Raw genomic sequence first — 16,549 nt, forward strand, 5'->3', positions numbered from 1 at the left:
TGGTCGGCGCCCACGCCTCCGAGGCGCGGCGCGGCGAGGCCCGCGACGGGTACGCCGCCCACCACGCCCGCCGGGACGCGCTGGTCCGCACGGTCCGCGGGCTCGGCGGCACGCCGCGGCCCTCCGAGGCCGGCTACCGGCTGCCCGCCCCGGTGCGGACGGCCGCCGACGCCGAGGCGTTGGCGGCGGGGATCGAGGACCGGGTGGCCGGGGTGTACTCCGATCTGGTGCGGGCAGCAGAGGGGGAACTGCGGGCCTCGGCCGCGGACGCGCTCGCCGAAGCGGCCCTGCGCGCCGCGCGGTGGCGCGGGGTCGGCGTAGCCTTCCCTGGGCTCACGGAACGATCGGAACCGGCCGATCGGGCCCCATCAGGCTGAAAAGGATCTTGCAGGTATGGCTTTCGAAGCGCCGGAGCGGCTGGTACGGGCCCTCGGCGAGCTGCCCGGTTCCTCCGAGGACGGGACCGGGCGGTGGCTCGGGGAACTCCCCGAGCGGGCCCGGGACGCCGTGGAGCACCGGGGCCTCGCCGTGCAGCGGGTCCAAGCCCCCGGCGGCCGGAGCAGCCTGGTGGTGCTGGTGCGCTACCCGGACGGCACCCCGGCCACGCTGAAGCTGGCCCCGCCCGCCGCCCGGCCCGACCGGGAGCTGGCGGCCCTGGCCCACTGGGGCGGTTTCGGGGCCGTGCGGGTGCTGGACACCCGGCACGAGGACGGGGCCCTGCTGCTGGAGCGGCTCCAGCCGGAGGTCACCCTGCGTTCCCTGCCGGAGGCCAAGGCGCTGCTGGAGGCGGCGGGCACGGTCCGGCGGCTGTGGGTGGAGCCCCCGGCCGGGCACCCCTTCGAGACGGTGGCCGGGCGGACCGGTCGGGAGGCCGCGGTGCTGGAGGCCGCCCCGGCGGAGCTGCGGGCGCTGGCGGACGCGGCGCTGGGGGCCCGCGCGGAGCTGGTCGCGGTGCCCTCCGAGGAGTTCCTGCTGCACGGTGCCTTCCGGCAGGGCAAGGTGCTGGCCGGGGACCGGGCGCCGTGGTTGGCGGTGGGTCCGGACCCGGTGGTGGGCGAGCGGGCGTACGACCTGGCCCGGCTGGTCCGGGACCGGCCCGAGGACCAGGTGGCCGCCAGTACGGCGGCGGCCGGGGTGCGGCGGCGGGTGAACCGGCTCGCGGACTCGCTGGAGGTGGACGCCGACCGACTGCGGGGCTGGACCCTCTTCCGGGCGGTGGAGTCGGGGCTGCGGGCCTCGGCGGCGGGCCGCCGTCGCGATGCCGAGCTGCTGTTGGAGTTCGCTTCCTGGCTGTAGCGCGGACCCGGGCCGCCCGGCCCGGTCACGGTCTCAGGGGCGCAGCAGGGGCAGCGGGGCGCCCATCACCGCGTACGGCTGGGCGGCGCTGGGGAAGTGGACCATGCGGGCCAGGTCCCGGTAGCCGAGCGAGCGGTACAGGGCGCGGGCGGGGCTCTCGGTGTCGATGGCGGAGAGGATCGAGCGGGGCTCGGCGGCCCCGTCGGTGATCGTGGTGATGAGGGCGCGTCCCAGGCCGCGGTGCTGGTGTTCGGGGTGGACGTGGAGTTCGGTGATGACGAAGGAGTCGTCGAGCCAGTCCTCGTGCCCGCCGTCGCGGAGGTGGGGGGTGACCACGCTGGACCACCAGTGGGTGCGGTCGTTGGGCATGCCGTAGACGAACGCGGCCAGCCGGTCGCCGGGGCCGGTGGTGACGCCGAGGGCGACGGCGCCCCGGGAGGCCATGTGCCGGAGCACGATGTGGCGGCGGATGGCGACCTCCTCCGCGCTGAGTCCGAAGGCGAGGGCCTGGACCTCCAGGGCCTCGTCCACCCGTCCGGCGAGGTCCAGCGGACCGAGGCGGTACCCGGAGGGCAGGGGCGGCGCGTCCCCGTGTGCGTGCGGCATGCGGTGACCCTACTCGGCGGGGGCCGCCGCCGGTATCGGGAAACGGCCGGTCAGAACAGCACGCTCATGAAGGCGCCGACCTCGCGGAAGCCGACGCGGCGGTAGGCGGCGCGGGCCGCGGTGTTGAAGTCGTTGACGTACAGGCTGACGACGGGGGCGACGTCGCGGAGGGCGTACGCGACCACGGCGGCCATGCCGGTCTCGGAGTGGCCGCGGCCGCGGTACTCGGGGGCCACCCAGACGCCCTGGATCTGGCAGGCCCGGGCGGTGGCGGCGCCGATCTCTGCCTTGAAGACGACCTTGCCGTCCTCCACGCGGGCGAAGGAGCGGCCGGTGCCGACGAGTTCGGCGACCCTGGCCTGGTAGAGCAGTCCGCCGTCGCCGGCCAGCGGGGAGACGCCGACCTCCTCGGTGAACATGGCCACGCACGCGGGCATGATCAGGTCCATCTCGTCCTTGCGGATGCGGCGGACGAGCGGATCGGCGGCGATCTCCGCGGAGGGCTGCTCGGTGACCATGAGGGGCTGGTGGGAGCGGACGTCGCGGGCCGGTCCCCAGTGGGGTTCCAGCAGCCGCCACAGCTGGGCGGTGGGCCCGGCGGGGCCGACCACGGAGGAGCATCGGCGGCCGGTGCGGCGGGCCCGGTCGGCGAAGGCCCGGACGGCGTCGGGGGTGGCGCACACGGGGACGAGGTTGGCACCGGCGTAGCAGAGCGAGCGGAGCTCGCCGTCGGCGTACCAGCCCCACATCTCGCCACCGAGGCGCCAGGGGTCGAGCCCGGCCACCTGGACGCGCGAGGTGACGAAGGCGTTCGCGACCGGGTCGCGTTCCAGCACCTCGAGCGCCGCGTCGAGATCGCTGGGCTCAAGGACCCGGGTGGTGGTCTGCGTCAACACTGTCGGGGCCTCACCATGCACGTCTGCTGATCTCCGCACTGTACCTGTCCGGGCCTGCGGGCGCCGCCTCCCGGGAGCCGGCAAATTCGGGCCGGACGCACGAGGGCCCCGCCCGCGAGCTGCGGGAACGGGGCCTTCGGGGCTGCGGGGAGGCGCCGGGGGCGCCGTACCGGCGGGGCCGGGGGACGTCAGCCGGCGACGGAGACCTGGGGCTCGCCGCTGGTGACGCCGTCCTTCTCCATCTGCTCGGCGATCTTCAGCGCCTCTTCGATCAGGGTCTCGACGATCTTCGACTCGGGGACGGTCTTGATGACCTCGCCCTTCACGAAGATCTGGCCCTTGCCGTTGCCGGAGGCCACGCCGAGGTCGGCCTCGCGGGCCTCGCCGGGGCCGTTGACGACGCAGCCCATGACGGCGACGCGGAGCGGGACCTCCATGCCCTCCAGGCCGGCGGTCACCTCCTCGGCGAGCTTGTACACGTCCACCTGGGCGCGGCCGCAGGAGGGGCAGGAGACGATCTCCAGGCGGCGCTGGCGGAGGTTGAGGGACTCCAGGATCTGGATGCCGACCTTGATCTCCTCGGCCGGCGGGGCGGAGAGCGAGACGCGGATGGTGTCGCCGATGCCCTGGGAGAGCAGGGCGCCGAAGGCCACGGCGGACTTGATGGTGCCCTGGAAGGCCGGCCCGGCCTCCGTCACGCCGAGGTGGAGGGGGTAGTCGCACTGGGCGGCGAGCTGGCGGTACGCCTCGACCATCACGACCGGGTCGTTGTGCTTGACCGAGATCTTGATGTCGCGGAAGTCGTGCTCCTCGAAGAGGGAGGCCTCCCAGAGGGCGGACTCGACGAGGGCCTCGGGGGTGGCCTTGCCGTACTTGCGGAGCAGTCGGGCGTCGAGGGAGCCGGCGTTGACGCCGATGCGGATCGGGGTGCCCGCGTCCTTCGCGGCCCGCGCGATCTCCTTGACCTTGTCGTCGAACTGCTTGATGTTGCCCGGGTTGACCCGGACGGCGGCGCAGCCCGCGTCGATGGCGGCGAAGACGTACTTGGGCTGGAAGTGGATGTCGGCGATGACCGGGATCTGCGACTTCCGCGCGATGGTGGACAGCGCGTCGGCATCGTCCTGGGTGGGGCAGGCCACCCGGACGATCTGGCAGCCGGAGGCGGTGAGCTCGGCGATCTGCTGGAGCGTGGCGCCGATGTCGGAGGTCCGCGTGGTGGTCATCGACTGCACGGACACGGGCGCGTCGCCGCCGACGGCCACGGATCCGACCTGGATCTTGCGGCTGACCCGTCGGTCGGCGAGCTTCGTCGGCACGGACGGCATTCCGAGAGAAATCGCAGTCATCTGCTGTGCAACCCCAAGGTGTGGATCAAAGTCCCGATAGGCGGGCTCCAGCCTTCGAGATTACGCCAATCAGCACCCCCTCCGTGCACGAGCCCCGGACCGCCACCCGAACGCGGGGAGCCGGGCACGGAGGTGCCCGGCTCCCCGGTGTCGCTGTGGTATGCGCCCCTCGCGCACGCCCCCCGCTAGGAGATCTTGATGGGGTTCACCAGGTCGGCGACCATCACCAGGACCGTGAAGCACACGAAGACACCTGCGACGACGTACGCGACGGGCATCAGCCGGGCCACGTCGAAGGGGCCCGGGTCGGGACGCCGGAACACCTTCGCGGTGGTGCGGCGGACGGACTCCCACAGGGCGCCCGCGATGTGCCCGCCGTCCAGCGGGAGCAGGGGCAGCATGTTGAACAGGAACAGCGAGAGGTTGAAGCCGGCCAGCAGCTTCAGGAAGAACTCCAGCTGGTACTGGGGCGGGATGTCCAGGTTGAAGATCTCACCGCTGACCCGGGCGGCGCCGACGATGCCCATCGGCGAGTCGGTCTGGCGCTCGGCCCCGTTGAACGCGGCGTCCCAGAGGGCCGGGACCTTGCCGGGCAGGGCGATCAGCGAGTGGACGCCCGCCTCGAACATCTCCCCCATCTGGTCCAGGGACTGCCCGAAGGACTGGTCCACGTAGCCGACGGCCGGGGCGAAGCCCAGGAACCCGGCGGTGACGTACTGGTCCTTGACGTAGCGGCCGTCCTCGTCCGTCTTGGCGACCTTGTTCGCGATGAGGTTCGCGTGCAGGTCGAGCCGCTTCCCGTCGCGCTCGACGGTGATGACGGCCGGGCCGGTGGTGGCGCGGATGTCCTTCTGGAGGCTCGACCAGTCGTCGGTGGGGCGGCCGTCGAAGGCGACGATCTTGTCACCGGGCCGGAGGCCGGCCGCCTTGGCGGGGGCCTCGGGGTCCTTCGCGGTGCAGTCGTCCCGCTGCTCGCTCTGCTGGATCACGCAGGCGGAGACGGTGCTGACGGTGGTGGTCTGGGTGTTCAGCCCGAAGGTCATCAGGGTGCCGATGAAGATCACCACGGCGAGGACCAGGTTCATGAACGGCCCGGCGAACATGACGATGACGCGCTTCCACGGCTTGCGCGTGTAGAAGAGCCGCTTGTCGTCCCCGGGCTGGAGCTCCTCGTAGGCGGCGGACCGGGCGTCCTCGATCATCGTGCGGAAGGGCGAGGTGGACCGCACGGTCACCTTGCCGTCCTCGCCGGGCGGGAACATCCCGATCATGCGGATGTAGCCGCCCATGGGGATGGCCTTGATGCCGTACTCGGTCTCGCCCTTCTTCCGGGACCAGACCGTCGGGCCGAAGCCGACCATGTACTGGGGGACCCGGATGCCGAACATCTTGGCCGTGGACAGGTGCCCGAGCTCGTGCCACGCGATGGACAGCAGCAGGCCGACCAGGAAGACGATTATGCCGACCACGGTCATGAGATGGGTCATGCGCGTGCCTCCACCGCGGCCTTGGCCGCCGATTCCCGCGCCCGGGCACGGGCCCAGGTCTCCGCTTCGAGGACGTCCGCGAGGGTGAGGGAGGTTCCAGGTCGCGGCTGCCCGTGGTCTTCGACCACCGCCGTGACCGTATCCATGATTGCTGTGAACGGCAGCCGACCGGCGAGGAAGGCGTCGACACATTCCTCGTTCGCCGCATTGAACACGGCCGGGGCGGTGCCCCCGAGGGCGCCCACGTGGCGGGCCAGTCCGACGGAGGGGAACGCCTCGGTGTCCAGCGGGAAGAACTCCCAGGTGGACGCCTTGGTCCAGTCGAAGGCGGGGGCGGCGTCCGGGATCCGCTCGGGCCAGCCGATGCCGAGGGCGATCGGGCCGCGCATGTCCGGCGGGGTGGCCTGGGCGAGGGTGGAGCCGTCGGTGAACTCCACCATCGAGTGCACGTAGGACTGCGGGTGGACGACCACCTCGATCCGCTCGAACGGGATGTCGTACAGCAGGTGGGCCTCGATCACCTCCAGGCCCTTGTTCACCAGCGTGGCGCTGTTCACCGTGATCACCGGGCCCATGGCCCAGGTGGGGTGGGCGAGGGCGTCCTCGACGGTGACGGCGGCCAGTTCGGCGCGGGTGCGGCCGCGGAAGGGACCGCCGGAGGCGGTCACCACCAGCTTGCGGACCTGCTCGCGGGTGCCCGCGGCGAGGGCCTGGAAGAGCGCGGCGTGCTCGGAGTCCACCGGGATGATCTGGCCGGGCTTCGCCAGGGCCTTGACCAGCGGACCGCCGACGATCAGGGATTCCTTGTTGGCCAGGGCCAGGGTGCGGCCGGCTTCCAGGGCGGCGAGGGTGGGCGCCAGGCCGATGGATCCGGTGATGCCGTTCAGGACGGTGTGGCACTCGGAGGCGGCCAGCTCGGTGGCCGCGTCCGGCCCGGCGAGGACCTCGGGCAGCGGCTCCCCGTCGCCGTACTGGGCGCGGAGCGCCTCCCGCAGGGCCGGTACGACGTCCTCGCGGGCCACCGCCACGGTGCGGACCCGCAGCAGGCGGGCCTGTTCGGCGAGGAGGCCCACGCGGCCCCCGGCCGCGGACAGGCCGGTGACCCGGAACCGGTCGGGGTGGCGCAGGACCAGGTCGACGGCCTGGGTGCCGATGGATCCGGTGGAGCCCAGGACGACGATGTCCCGGCGGCCGGCCGCGGTGTCGAAGAGGGTGTGCGGGTCGGCGAGAGGGGCTGGACGGTGGCTCATGCCCCCATTCTTGCCGCATCGAGGGGGTCGTAGGACACGCCCTCCCCGGTTCGCCCGTCCGGGTGCGCGACGCGGTGGGGTCCCGCGCCGCGCCGCGTGCCCGGTCGGGGCCGGTGGGGCCGGTCAGCGGAAGGGGCGGTGGACGTTCTTGTGCGCGGAGGGTCCGGGACTGGCGTCGGCGATCCAGGGGCCGTCGCCGGAGGGGTCCAGGACGCCCTCTTCGAGCCAGGTGTAGGCCCCGCCGAGGACCTGGTCGACGACCTTGCGGTCGAGGTCGTCGGTGTTGGCCCAGAGCCGGCCGAAGAGCTCGTCCACGCGGAGCCGGGACTGCCGGCAGAAGGCGTCGGCGAGCTGGTACGCCTCGCGGCCGTGGTCTCCGGAGGCCCGCAGGTGCTCGGCGCGGACGCAGGCGGCGCTCATGGCGAACAGTTCGGCGCCGATGTCGACGATCCGGCCGAGGAAGCCCTGTTTGGTCTCCATGCGGCCCTGCCAGCGGGACATGGCGTAGAAGGTGGAGCGGGCCAGTTTCCGGGCGGAGCGTTCGACGTGCCGGAGGTGGCCGGAGAGGTCGGCGTGGCCGGGCGGGTGGAAGGCGCGGTAGCTGCCGGGGAGCTGTCCGGCCCCGGTGGCCAGCTGGGGCAGCCAGCGGGCGTAGAAGCCCGCGGCGCGGGCGCCCGCGCGGGCCTTGTCGGACAGGGCCTTGTCGGGGTCGATGAGGTCCCCGGCGACGGAGAGGTGGGCGTCGACGGCCTCGCGGGCGATGAGCAGGTGCATGATCTCGGTGGAGCCCTCGAAGATGCGGTTGATGCGCAGGTCCCGCAGGAGCTGTTCGGCGGGGACGGCGCGCTCGCCGCGGGCGGCGAGGGAGTCGGCGGTCTCGAAGCCGCGGCCGCCGCGGATCTGGACGAGCTCGTCGGCGATGAGGCAGGCCATCTCGGAGCCGTAGAGCTTGGCGAGGGCGGCTTCGATGCGGATGTCGTTGCGGTTCTCGTCGGCCATCTGGGAGGCGAGGTCGACGACGGCTTCGAGGGCGAAGGTGGTGGCGGCGATGAAGGAGATCTTGCTGCCGACGGCCTCGTGGCGGGCGACGGGACGGCCCCACTGTTCGCGGACCCCGGACCATTCTCGGGCGATCTTCAGGGCCCATTTGCCGGCGCCGACGCACATGGCGGGCAGGGAGAGCCGGCCGGTGTTGAGGGTGGTGAGGGCGATCTTGAGGCCGGCGCCCTCGGGGCCGATGCGGTTGGCGGCGGGGACGCGGACCCGGTGCAGGCGGGTGAGGCCGTTCTCCAGTCCGCGCAGGCCCATGAAGGCGTTGCGGTGCTCGACGGTGATGCCGGGCGAGTCGGCCTCGACCACGAAGGCGGTGATGCCGCCCTTGCCGCCGGAGTGGGCGGGGACCCGGGCCATGACCACGAGGAGGTCGGCGACGACGCCGTTGGTGGTCCACAGCTTCACGCCGTCGAGGACGTACTCCTCGCCGTCGGGCACGGCGGTGGTGGCCAGCCGGGCGGGGTCGGAGCCCACGTCGGGTTCGGTCAGGAGGAAGGCCGAGATGGCGGTGGTGGCGCAGCGCGGCAGGAACGTGTCCTTCTGCTCCTGGGTGCCGAAGGTCTTCACCGGCTGGGGGACGCCGATGGACTGGTGGGCGGAGAGCAGGGCGCCGATGGCGGGGCTGACGGAGCCGACGAGGGCGAGGGCCTTGTTGTAGTAGACCTGGGTGAGGCCGAGGCCGCCGTACTCGGTGCCGATCTTCATGCCGAGGGCGCCGATCTCCTTGAGCCCGCGGACGGTCTCGTCGGGGATGCGGGCCTCGCGCTCGATGCGCTGCCCGTCGACGTGCTCCTCGCAGAACTCCCGGAGCCGGGCGAGGAACTCCTCGCCGCGCCGGACGTCCTCGGCGGCGGGCTGCGGGTGCGGGTGGATCAGGTCGAGCCGGAACCTGCCGAGGAAGAGCTCCTTGGCGAAGCTCGGTTTGCGCCAGTCCTGCTCCCGGGCCGCTTCCGCGACCTGCCGGGCCTCGCGTTCGGTGACCTTGGGCCGTTCCGGTCGTGCGGGCTGTTCGGGCCGTGCGGGCTGATCGGACATGCGGGGCTCACCTCGCCGCCGTAGGGGGACCTTGGGGGCTACCGGTCGGTGCTACCTGTGAGTCGTACCCGCTTCGCGGCGAATGGAACAGGGGACGGCCCGAGCCCCCGCACAGTAGGTCACACGGAGTATCGCTGACCTGCGATTTCTCCCTGACCAGCCGGTTTCCCGTGTGGCGTAGCCCGCGATGGCCCGGGATAGCCCGCACTGGGCCGCGATACCGCCGCTGTATGTTCCCGCGGGAACATACAGACCAACGGGACCCGATTCATGCCGCTGAGCACGTTGAAAACGACCCCCGACAGCATGAAGCACTCATGACAAAATCGTATGCCCCGCAAGGTTGTGAGTGTCGGCTCCGATGCCTCACGGGCTGTGATGAGCCGCGCTCACTACGGCACCCCGGCAATCAGGACCGGGCCCGCACCTACTCTGCCGGCCGGGACAAGGTGGCTCGGGGCGGTGCAGCGCAGGGCTTCGAGTTCCTGGTGCACATGGCAGAGCACGGCTGTTCGACGAGCGTAGCGATGGAGAGCACGGAAACTCGGAGACTCTCAAGCCGAGGTTCGGTAAGCGACCTCGGAGAAGAGACCGGTGATGCACCAGAACCGTGCCCAGACCAACCCGGTCGATCAGTTTGTTTCTTGGTCGCCCACTCCTTCACCCTCTATGTCGTCGAGAAGTCGACGAGCGAGGTCAACCAGCGTTTCACCACCCTCAGTCGCCCAACGGGCCGTGCCCTGGTTTGAGACGGGACGCCCCTCCCACTCAGCGAGTTCCCACATTCGGGCGATAAGCCCGGAGGGTGAGTAGCGATTGCCGTCGGCAGCCCACAGAAGCGGCTTGGTGTGGTGGTTGACCCATGTAGCTCGCGAGCGCAGTTCATTGGCGGCGAGCCAGGGCTCCAGGGCCCTGCGCTCGGACTCGATGTAGGTGTGCAGGAACATCGGCGCTCCGTCCTTCAGCACACCCTGGCCAACGATGACGTGCACGGCATTGGGCCGGCGGCGCTTGCGTTCCTTGGTCGGACCGTTGCGGTACTTCTCTGGGAGCTCACTGCCGACGGTTGCCGCCGAGCCCAGTGTGTCAAGTACATCCGTCACCAGTGCACGCACCGACCCCGCATCCGCGCACAGATACTGGATGCGGGAGCGTTCACCGATCGCATCCATGGCCATGACCAGAGCGGGGACCGTGCGGGCAAGCAGTTCGGGTACTTGCCGGATGGCGACCTCCGCCCAAGCAAGTGTGGGATCGGGTTCCTCGATGGTCCCATCTGCCTCGTCCGCATCACGGAGCTGCCGGAACACCAGGTGGGCGATAAGGTACGTCCCGTGCTCGACGGCGGCGGCAGCCCGACCTGAGTAGCTCTTGCGAAGCTCAGCTAGTCCCGCGCGTACAGCACGCAGCACCCTCACCGCGTTCCACAGCAGGAAGACACTCGGCTGCGGGCGGAAGAGCGCGTCATACACGCCCTGCCCGCCCCGCTCCCACAAGACGTCCAGATTCGACGCGATGCGGGCCGCGTACTGACTACCCGGATGTGCACAGGCAAGGGCACACGCCGCCTCCACCACGGAGCAGCCGACGTCCTGCATCGGCTCCAGCTCGCCACGCCGCACCCCGTAGACGAGGCCGAACTCGGCCTCCATCTCCTCGATGAGGGCTGCCTGTACCGGATCGAGGGAGATGAAGTCCCTTGCCTCCACGCTGTTCTGGCGGTTGGTTGCCCGGGTGGCCTGTTTCGCGAACTCCGTCGCCCCACCCGTGACGATGACCCTGATCCCGACGTCCGCCGCATACGCGTCGTTGGCGCCCTTGGCAACGGCATCGGCAATCGAGCGGACCGTCTGGGCGCCGTTGACGACGCTCGCTCCATGGATCTTCAGGTTGAGCGGGTACCTCTCTGGCACTCCGATCTGCCGGTGCGTCGCCTCCAAGGAATCGCACAGGACAGTGATCCCGTTATTGAAATACCAGAAGTGATTGGGCTCTTCGACGAGCGTGGTAACGAGTTCGTTGTTGATCGAGGTCAGGCCGAGCGGGTTACGGATGTTGCGCGCGAAGAGACCATTGCCCGCCTGCGCCCAGGAAGCGACCTGATCCGCTGACACCACGCCCTGATAGGACTCGTACAGGTTGGGCAGCTTGAACCAAGGGCTGAGGTCCGCTTCCAAGTCGATTGGCTCGTCTGTTATGTCGTCTCGTACGAGGGCGTAGATCTCGCGAGCAAGGATCACCTTGTGGTCGAGCCGATCACCGTGGTGGTTGAACTCCCCTTCGCCGTTGACCAGCGCCTGGTTCAGTTCGGCCGACAGGGGATCGGTCCCCATGAGCACGATGACCTGCGTAACCGGAACCGTTCCGCTTACCATCAGCTGCTTCGCCCGCTCCGCAAGGAGCCGCCCGCGCGGGTTGAACTGAGCGAACTGTTCGCTGTCGATCAGTCGCAGGCCGGCGAAGAGACCGTGGATCACCGGAAGTTTCGCCGTGGCGTTCCCTCTGTTGGACCACTTGCTCTGCACCAGGTAGACGTGCTTGCGGTCGTGGTCCACTGCGATCGCGTCGATGCCCTGGTCGGCTCCGCCGTCGATGACGGTGAGCGCAGCGTCACTCGGGCTCCATCCGGTGACGATCCGTACGGCGTGCGCGGCCAGCGCCCGGCTCCGAAAGTTGCTGACCCTGCTGTCCTCAGAGTGATTGGCGAAGTCACTGACATCGATGAGGTCGACATAGGTCTCGTCCAGGGCCCGGGCAACCTGACGGACCTGGGTGGGCACATCGTGAGTGGACGGACGAGGTGTGCGGTGCGGTGCGGGCATGTGCGCGGAATCCCCGATCTTCCGTACGACGGCGGGATCCGTCGACGTGTTGCGGTTGTGTGCAGCTGATGCGGGCAGAGAACTACCCAGAGGTGCGACGGGTTCCCCGCCGGGACCTCGACCGGCCTTACGCAAGGCTCTCTGCCACCGTGCGGAAGCGTTTGCCCGCCTCGTCAAGGTGCTCGGCGATGGACAGAGCGATTTCTCCTGGGGAGCCGAAGTCGTCGAGGGTTGCAGTGAGGCCCGCCTTCAAGTCGAGGCTGACACCCGGCCTTTGGAGCAGTTCACTCACGGGATAGGAACGGAATCGCGGAGACGGGGTGCGCCCTCGGTGGTCGAGCTCGCCAGGCCGGTAGGCGGCTAGGAACTCCGCGAAATCGGCCTCGGTGAGGGGCCTTCCCGTGTCCGTGTGGTGGTTGTCGGTCCGGGCGTCGTACACCCAAAGCTCACGGGTGGCGGGCTCACCGGTCGGCCGGGGGACGGACTTGGTGAAGAAGAGGATGTTCGACTTGGAGTTGGTGCCATGGAAGATACCCGTGGGGAGCCGCAGCAGAGTGTGGACGTCACAGTTCCTGAGAAGCGCCTCGCGGACGGTGGCGGCAGCGCCGCTTCCGAAGAGGACCCCGTCGGGAACGAACACGGCAGCCCGGGCGCCCTGCGGCAACGTGATGGCAAGGTGCTGGAGGAAATTCGTCGGCAGGTCGGCCTTCTGCGCCCAGAAGTCATCGCGTCGGTCGGTGTCGGGGACGACATCGCCGCTCTTGAACGGGGGGTTGCAGATAGCCACGGTCGCGGCCACGTCCCGGTGGTACCGGCGGACGGCGACACCCTTCTCCTTGAGGGAGTCTGCGCGCAGGACGGGCGGCATGTCCGAGAGGACCCGTCCCGTGTTGAGCAGGATGTTCATAGTGGCAAACCGACACATCTGGGCGTCGATGTCGGCCCCGGCGATAGCGGTCGAGTCAACATACGTACTGGAGGCGGTCATCTCCCGGTGCGCGGCAATCAGCGTGCTGCCGAGGCCGCCGGCCGCGTCGATCACTCTGTCTTCCGCGGTGACGGCAAGGGCCTTCGCAACGACGGCAAGGAGCGGCGGCGGCGTGAGGATCTGCCCCGTCTGCCGCTTGGTGAGGAAGTCCTCGCGACACTCAGCGAGCATGGAGGAGAACGCCTCACCGAGGGTGCTCTGTAGTACAGCGGTCCACCGGTACGGGGCGAATTCCTCGACGACGAGCCGCCTGAGCTCGGACATCCGGTCTATGTTCCAGGGCTGGGCATCGTGAAAGAGAACACTCGCGGTGGCCCTGCGCGGGTCAGCGGGGTTGGGGGTGCCGAGCTCGTCCATCAGGCGGGCGAGGAAGGCGTGCAGGTCTTCGCCGTTGAGGTCGGTGAGCTTGAGCCAGCTGCCGGCCGGGGCGACAGGCTGTTTGGCGAACCGCCCGGGGCGTTGGGTGTGTTCATGGTCGAGCTTGAGGAAGAGCAGGTAGGCGATGTGCTCGACAAACTCGAGACGGGTCAGGGCCTTGATGCTGGTCTTCTCCCGATAGAACTTCCACAGGCGCTCTGTGATACGCCTGCTCGTCCATTCGCTTTCCGGCGACTCCCCCGGCGCTCCCCGACCGATGCCCCGCCCGACCGCCATGCTTAGCCCTGCCTTCCATCGTGCTCCCGAGCGGGCCTGGACCTCACGGCCCCATCGACCCGCTCGGGTGACGGCGGCTTACCGCTCTGGTGCTTCTTCGCCTTCGGTGGTGCTGTCGTCCGCGGTCTGCGCACCCGTCTTGAGTGCGCGGGCAACTGCGGTGAACTGGGCCAGGGCCGTCTCCAGTTCGTCCACGATCTCCTGGGCGATCACGTCGGGGGACGCGAAGACCATGTCGGAGGACGAGGCAGACTGAAGGACCGTTAGGTCCAGATTGACCTTGTCGCGAGCGATCAACTCATCGTAATCGAACGCACGGAACCGTTCACTGGGCTTTCGCGTCGAATAGTCGGAACCGCCGGAGTGATAGGCCGCGACGAAGTCGTCGAGGTGCTCACGGCTCAACTGGCGCTGCTTGAGGGTGAAGCGTTGGTCGGTACGGAAGTCGTAGACCCAGAGTTGGCGGGTTCCGGGGCGGCCTCCAGAACGCTGGCCGGTCTTGTCGAAGAACAGGACGTTGGCCTTGACGCCATTGGCATAGAAGATGCCGGTCGGGAGCCTGAGGAGGGTGTGCACGTCGCACAGGTCGAGAAGGTTGCGGCGGATCGTGGTGCCCGCGCCGCCCTCGAAGAGGACGTTGTCGGGAAGGACGAGGGCGCCGCGCCCGTTGGTCTTCAGCAGGTTGTAGATGTGCTGGACGAAGTTGAGCTGCTTGTTGGTAGTAGGGGCCCAGAAGTCGGTACGGGCGGTGTACGCCTCGCCGGTCACCGAGCCAACGCCGAACGGCGGGTTGGCGAGCACAATGTCGTAGTGCTTGTGGATCGGCTTGGCCAGCGAGTCTTGAATGGTGATCAGCGGCTTGGCCTCGGAGGTTCCGATGCCATGCAACAGCATGTTCATCAGGGCGAGGCGGGCGGTCTCGCGGACCAGCTCGTAACCGGTGATCGAACCGGTCTGGAGCTTGCGGCCCTCGTCGCCGTACAGCTCATCCTCGTAGCGGGTGGCGATGTGCGCGTGCGCGGCGATGAGGAAGCCGCCGGTGCCGCAGGCCGGGTCGGTGATCGTCTCGCCGATCTTCGGCTGGATGCAGTCGACCATGGCGTCGATGAGCGGGCGAGGGGTGAAGTACTGACCCGCACCCGTCTTACGGTCTTCCGCACCTCGCTGAAGAAGGCCTTCGTAAGCGTCCCCCTTGAGGTCCTGGTTCTCGGTGGTCCAGGTGTGTGGGTCGATCAGGTCCTTGATCAGGCGTTCCAGGACAGCCGGCTCATGGATCTTGTTCGACGCCTTGGTGAAAACCTCGCCTAGCATGGTGCCGCCGCGCTGACCGAGGTCCTTGAGAATGAACTCGTAGTGGTCCAGCAGCGCTTCGGCGGACCGGGTGGTCAGGCTCGTCCAGTCGCGCCCTACGGGGACGAGGGGTGCCTCGGGGGCATTGCGGCGGAACTTAGCAGGGCGCTTGGCACGCTCGTCCGCCATCTTCAGGAAGAGCAGGTACGTGAGCTGCTCAACGTAGTCGAGAGTCGAGACCCCGGAATGGCGCAGCAGCTCGCAGTATGACCAGAGGCGGTTGACGAGGGTGGAGGTCGGGACCTGCTGGTCAGAGGGCTGGATCGGGGTCGCCGACTTGTCGATACTCATGGCGCTCACTGAGGAAGCTCTTCCTGACCCGGAGGGGTCGTCTTGCGGGGGACACGCTTTCGAGCGGGTTTGACAGCAGACAGGCGCTGGGCGCGGATGCGGTCGAGCAGGACCGAGGCGGGCTCGTCGACGGGGTCCTGAGGGACAAGCGCACCGGTGAAAGCTGCATGGAGGAGCGCGCCGCGAAGCTCCGACGCCTGCGCAAGGGCCCCCTGCGCCAGCTGGTGCGCGGCGGATGCTTCCTCTACATGGCTCTGGATGACCTTGACGAGCTCTGCTTGCAGCTCTCGTGGCGGGACAGGCACGGGAAGCAGCTTTATCTTGCGCAGGCTGATCGACGCCAGGTTGACCGTCTGCTTCCCGTTTCGATCACACCAGCTCTTCCCGAAACTGTTCGCATGCCAGGCCAGCAGAAGAGGGTCGAGGACATCATTTATGACCCTTGCCCGGAACACGTGATTCTGATGAATGCAGTCTTCGATCTGACCTTCCCAGATCCATCCACGTCCGAGCTTGTCGCGGTCGCCTCCCTCGTTGAGGAGAACATCACCGTTCACGAGCCTCAATGCGTCAGCCTTGACCGCCGGAACTCGGATTTTCTCGATGCGGTCGAGCACGAGACGGCCACGTTGGACATTCGCAACCCTGAGGTAAGGCACCTCAACATAGTCCGGGTCACTCTGCTTCTTGCTGTCTTTGGTCACACCCCCTGCGACCGCTGCGATTTCCCCGAGCCGAGCCCATCTCCATCCCAGGGGAAGATCTGGAAGAACACCGTCATCGGCATCCACCTTTTCCAGCTCGGCAGGGAAAAGTTCAGCACCATCCAGGCCTCCGCAGACGCCTTGCCCCGTAATCCGGTCTCGGAGGATCTCAGAACTCGCCAGTGCGGTACGCGCTGCCGCCTCACCGGCCTCGATGTGTGCGAGCTGCTCGTCCAGCCTGGCCACGATTCGGCGCTGTTCAGGGAGAGGCGGGACCGGGATTTCGATCTCCATCAGGCGGGAGACTTCAAGAGAGGCCACCGTCGTCCCCTGCTTACGGCAACGATCCAGGATGAGCCGTTCCAGCGCCTTGATCATCGAAGCGAGCCACCGCCCTTCGATTCCCTGATGCGGCACGACCGCCTTCATGTCCTGATTGAGTGTCACCTCGAAGGGGACATAGGCCACAGGGACTTTCCGCTCAAGAATTCCGGAGCGCACGACCAAAGCGACCGATCCTGCGGAAAGCAATTTGACGGAAGATTCAAGCAATGCAGATTCATGAATTAGATCCTGCGTACCCGAGAGTACCGCCTCACCCATGTCTTTTGGTGACAACCATGGAATGGTTCCGTCAGCCCAGAATTCCGGCCTACGCTTCGATGGCGTTCCGCCGCCGTACCATTCCCCGAGCTCCCTGAGCGTGGCCCGGGCCCACCCCACCGGCAGCCCCTCACCCGGCGCGACTGCCACTGAATCCCCCGCGCCCGA

At 68.9% G+C, this 16,549-nt stretch carries 12 protein-coding genes; 2 read left to right on the plus strand and 10 right to left on the minus strand.

Annotated elements, in window-relative coordinates; all coding sequences use genetic code 11:
- Window positions 1-377, plus strand: a 377-nt coding sequence (locus ABTZ17_RS22350; protein ID WP_352197443.1) for a ferritin-like domain-containing protein, incomplete at its 5' end; no start/stop codon positions are given.
- Window positions 378-393: 16 nt separating this feature from the next.
- The gene (locus ABTZ17_RS22355; protein ID WP_352197444.1) at window positions 394-1,296 is read left to right on the plus strand and encodes an aminoglycoside phosphotransferase family protein; all 903 of its coding nucleotides are present in this window, start codon (window positions 394-396) and stop codon (window positions 1,294-1,296) included.
- 33 nt (window positions 1,297-1,329) lie between these two features.
- Here the strand turns inward: ABTZ17_RS22355 and ABTZ17_RS22360 are convergent, their stop codons facing one another.
- The 10 genes from ABTZ17_RS22360 to ABTZ17_RS22405 all read right to left on the minus strand — a co-directional run bounded on the left by ABTZ17_RS22360 (window position 1,330) and on the right by ABTZ17_RS22405 (window position 16,531).
- Window positions 1,330-1,902 (minus strand): GNAT family N-acetyltransferase, encoded by a 573-nt coding sequence (locus ABTZ17_RS22360; protein ID WP_352197445.1) that lies wholly within the window; start codon window positions 1,900-1,902, stop codon window positions 1,330-1,332.
- A 50-nt stretch (window positions 1,903-1,952) separates the two neighbouring features.
- Entirely contained in the window at window positions 1,953-2,798 is an 846-nt protein-coding gene (locus tag ABTZ17_RS22365) for a GNAT family N-acetyltransferase (RefSeq protein WP_352197446.1), read from the minus strand.
- A gap of 188 nt (window positions 2,799-2,986) precedes the next feature.
- Window positions 2,987-4,144: a flavodoxin-dependent (E)-4-hydroxy-3-methylbut-2-enyl-diphosphate synthase gene (gene ispG, locus ABTZ17_RS22370; protein WP_352197447.1), complete on the minus strand. Its 1,158-nt coding sequence runs from the start codon at window positions 4,142-4,144 to the stop codon at window positions 2,987-2,989.
- A 185-nt stretch (window positions 4,145-4,329) separates the two neighbouring features.
- Window positions 4,330-5,631 carry a M50 family metallopeptidase gene (locus ABTZ17_RS22375; protein ID WP_352197448.1) on the minus strand — a complete coding sequence of 434 codons (1,302 nt, stop codon included), beginning with the start codon at window positions 5,629-5,631 and terminating at the stop codon, window positions 4,330-4,332.
- The gene (dxr, locus tag ABTZ17_RS22380; RefSeq protein ID WP_352197449.1) at window positions 5,628-6,881 is read right to left on the minus strand and encodes a 1-deoxy-D-xylulose-5-phosphate reductoisomerase; all 1,254 of its coding nucleotides are present in this window, start codon (window positions 6,879-6,881) and stop codon (window positions 5,628-5,630) included. The genes ABTZ17_RS22375 and dxr overlap by 4 nt, the downstream gene beginning before the upstream one ends.
- A 123-nt stretch (window positions 6,882-7,004) precedes the next feature.
- Window positions 7,005-8,969 (minus strand): acyl-CoA dehydrogenase family protein, encoded by a 1,965-nt coding sequence (locus tag ABTZ17_RS22385; protein WP_352197450.1) that lies wholly within the window; start codon window positions 8,967-8,969, stop codon window positions 7,005-7,007.
- Window positions 8,970-9,601: 632 nt separating this feature from the next.
- Window positions 9,602-11,749, minus strand: coding sequence for an AIPR family protein (locus ABTZ17_RS22390; protein ID WP_352197451.1), 2,148 nt, complete (start codon window positions 11,747-11,749; stop codon window positions 9,602-9,604).
- 169 nt (window positions 11,750-11,918) lie between these two features.
- A complete protein-coding gene (locus tag ABTZ17_RS22395; RefSeq protein WP_352197452.1) occupies window positions 11,919-13,433 on the minus strand; it encodes an HsdM family class I SAM-dependent methyltransferase in 1,515 nt (504 codons plus the stop codon).
- A 78-nt stretch (window positions 13,434-13,511) separates the two neighbouring features.
- Entirely contained in the window at window positions 13,512-15,074 is a 1,563-nt protein-coding gene (locus tag ABTZ17_RS22400) for a class I SAM-dependent DNA methyltransferase (protein WP_352197453.1), read from the minus strand.
- Window positions 15,075-15,079: 5 nt separating this feature from the next.
- Window positions 15,080-16,531 (minus strand): restriction endonuclease subunit S, encoded by a 1,452-nt coding sequence (locus tag ABTZ17_RS22405; RefSeq protein ID WP_352197454.1) that lies wholly within the window; start codon window positions 16,529-16,531, stop codon window positions 15,080-15,082.
- Between the last annotated feature and the right edge of the window lie 18 nt (window positions 16,532-16,549).

The organism is Streptomyces sp. NPDC097619 (assembly GCF_040302735.1).
In the GTDB taxonomy this organism is placed as follows: Bacteria; Actinomycetota; Actinomycetes; order Streptomycetales; family Streptomycetaceae; genus Streptomyces.

Coding starts and splice junctions, on each gene's coding strand:
- ABTZ17_RS22355 (WP_352197444.1), top strand. CDS start 394: ATGGCTTTCGAAGCGCCGGAGCGGCTGGTACGGGCCCTCGGCGAGCTG.
- ABTZ17_RS22360 (WP_352197445.1), bottom strand. CDS start 1,902: ATGCCGCACGCACACGGGGACGCGCCGCCCCTGCCCTCCGGGTACCGC.
- ispG (WP_352197447.1), bottom strand. CDS start 4,144: ATGACTGCGATTTCTCTCGGAATGCCGTCCGTGCCGACGAAGCTCGCC.
- ABTZ17_RS22375 (WP_352197448.1), bottom strand. CDS start 5,631: ATGACCCATCTCATGACCGTGGTCGGCATAATCGTCTTCCTGGTCGGC.
- dxr (WP_352197449.1), bottom strand. CDS start 6,881: ATGAGCCACCGTCCAGCCCCTCTCGCCGACCCGCACACCCTCTTCGAC.
- ABTZ17_RS22385 (WP_352197450.1), bottom strand. CDS start 8,969: ATGTCCGATCAGCCCGCACGGCCCGAACAGCCCGCACGACCGGAACGG.
- ABTZ17_RS22395 (WP_352197452.1), bottom strand. CDS start 13,433: ATGGCGGTCGGGCGGGGCATCGGTCGGGGAGCGCCGGGGGAGTCGCCG.
- ABTZ17_RS22400 (WP_352197453.1), bottom strand. CDS start 15,074: ATGAGTATCGACAAGTCGGCGACCCCGATCCAGCCCTCTGACCAGCAG.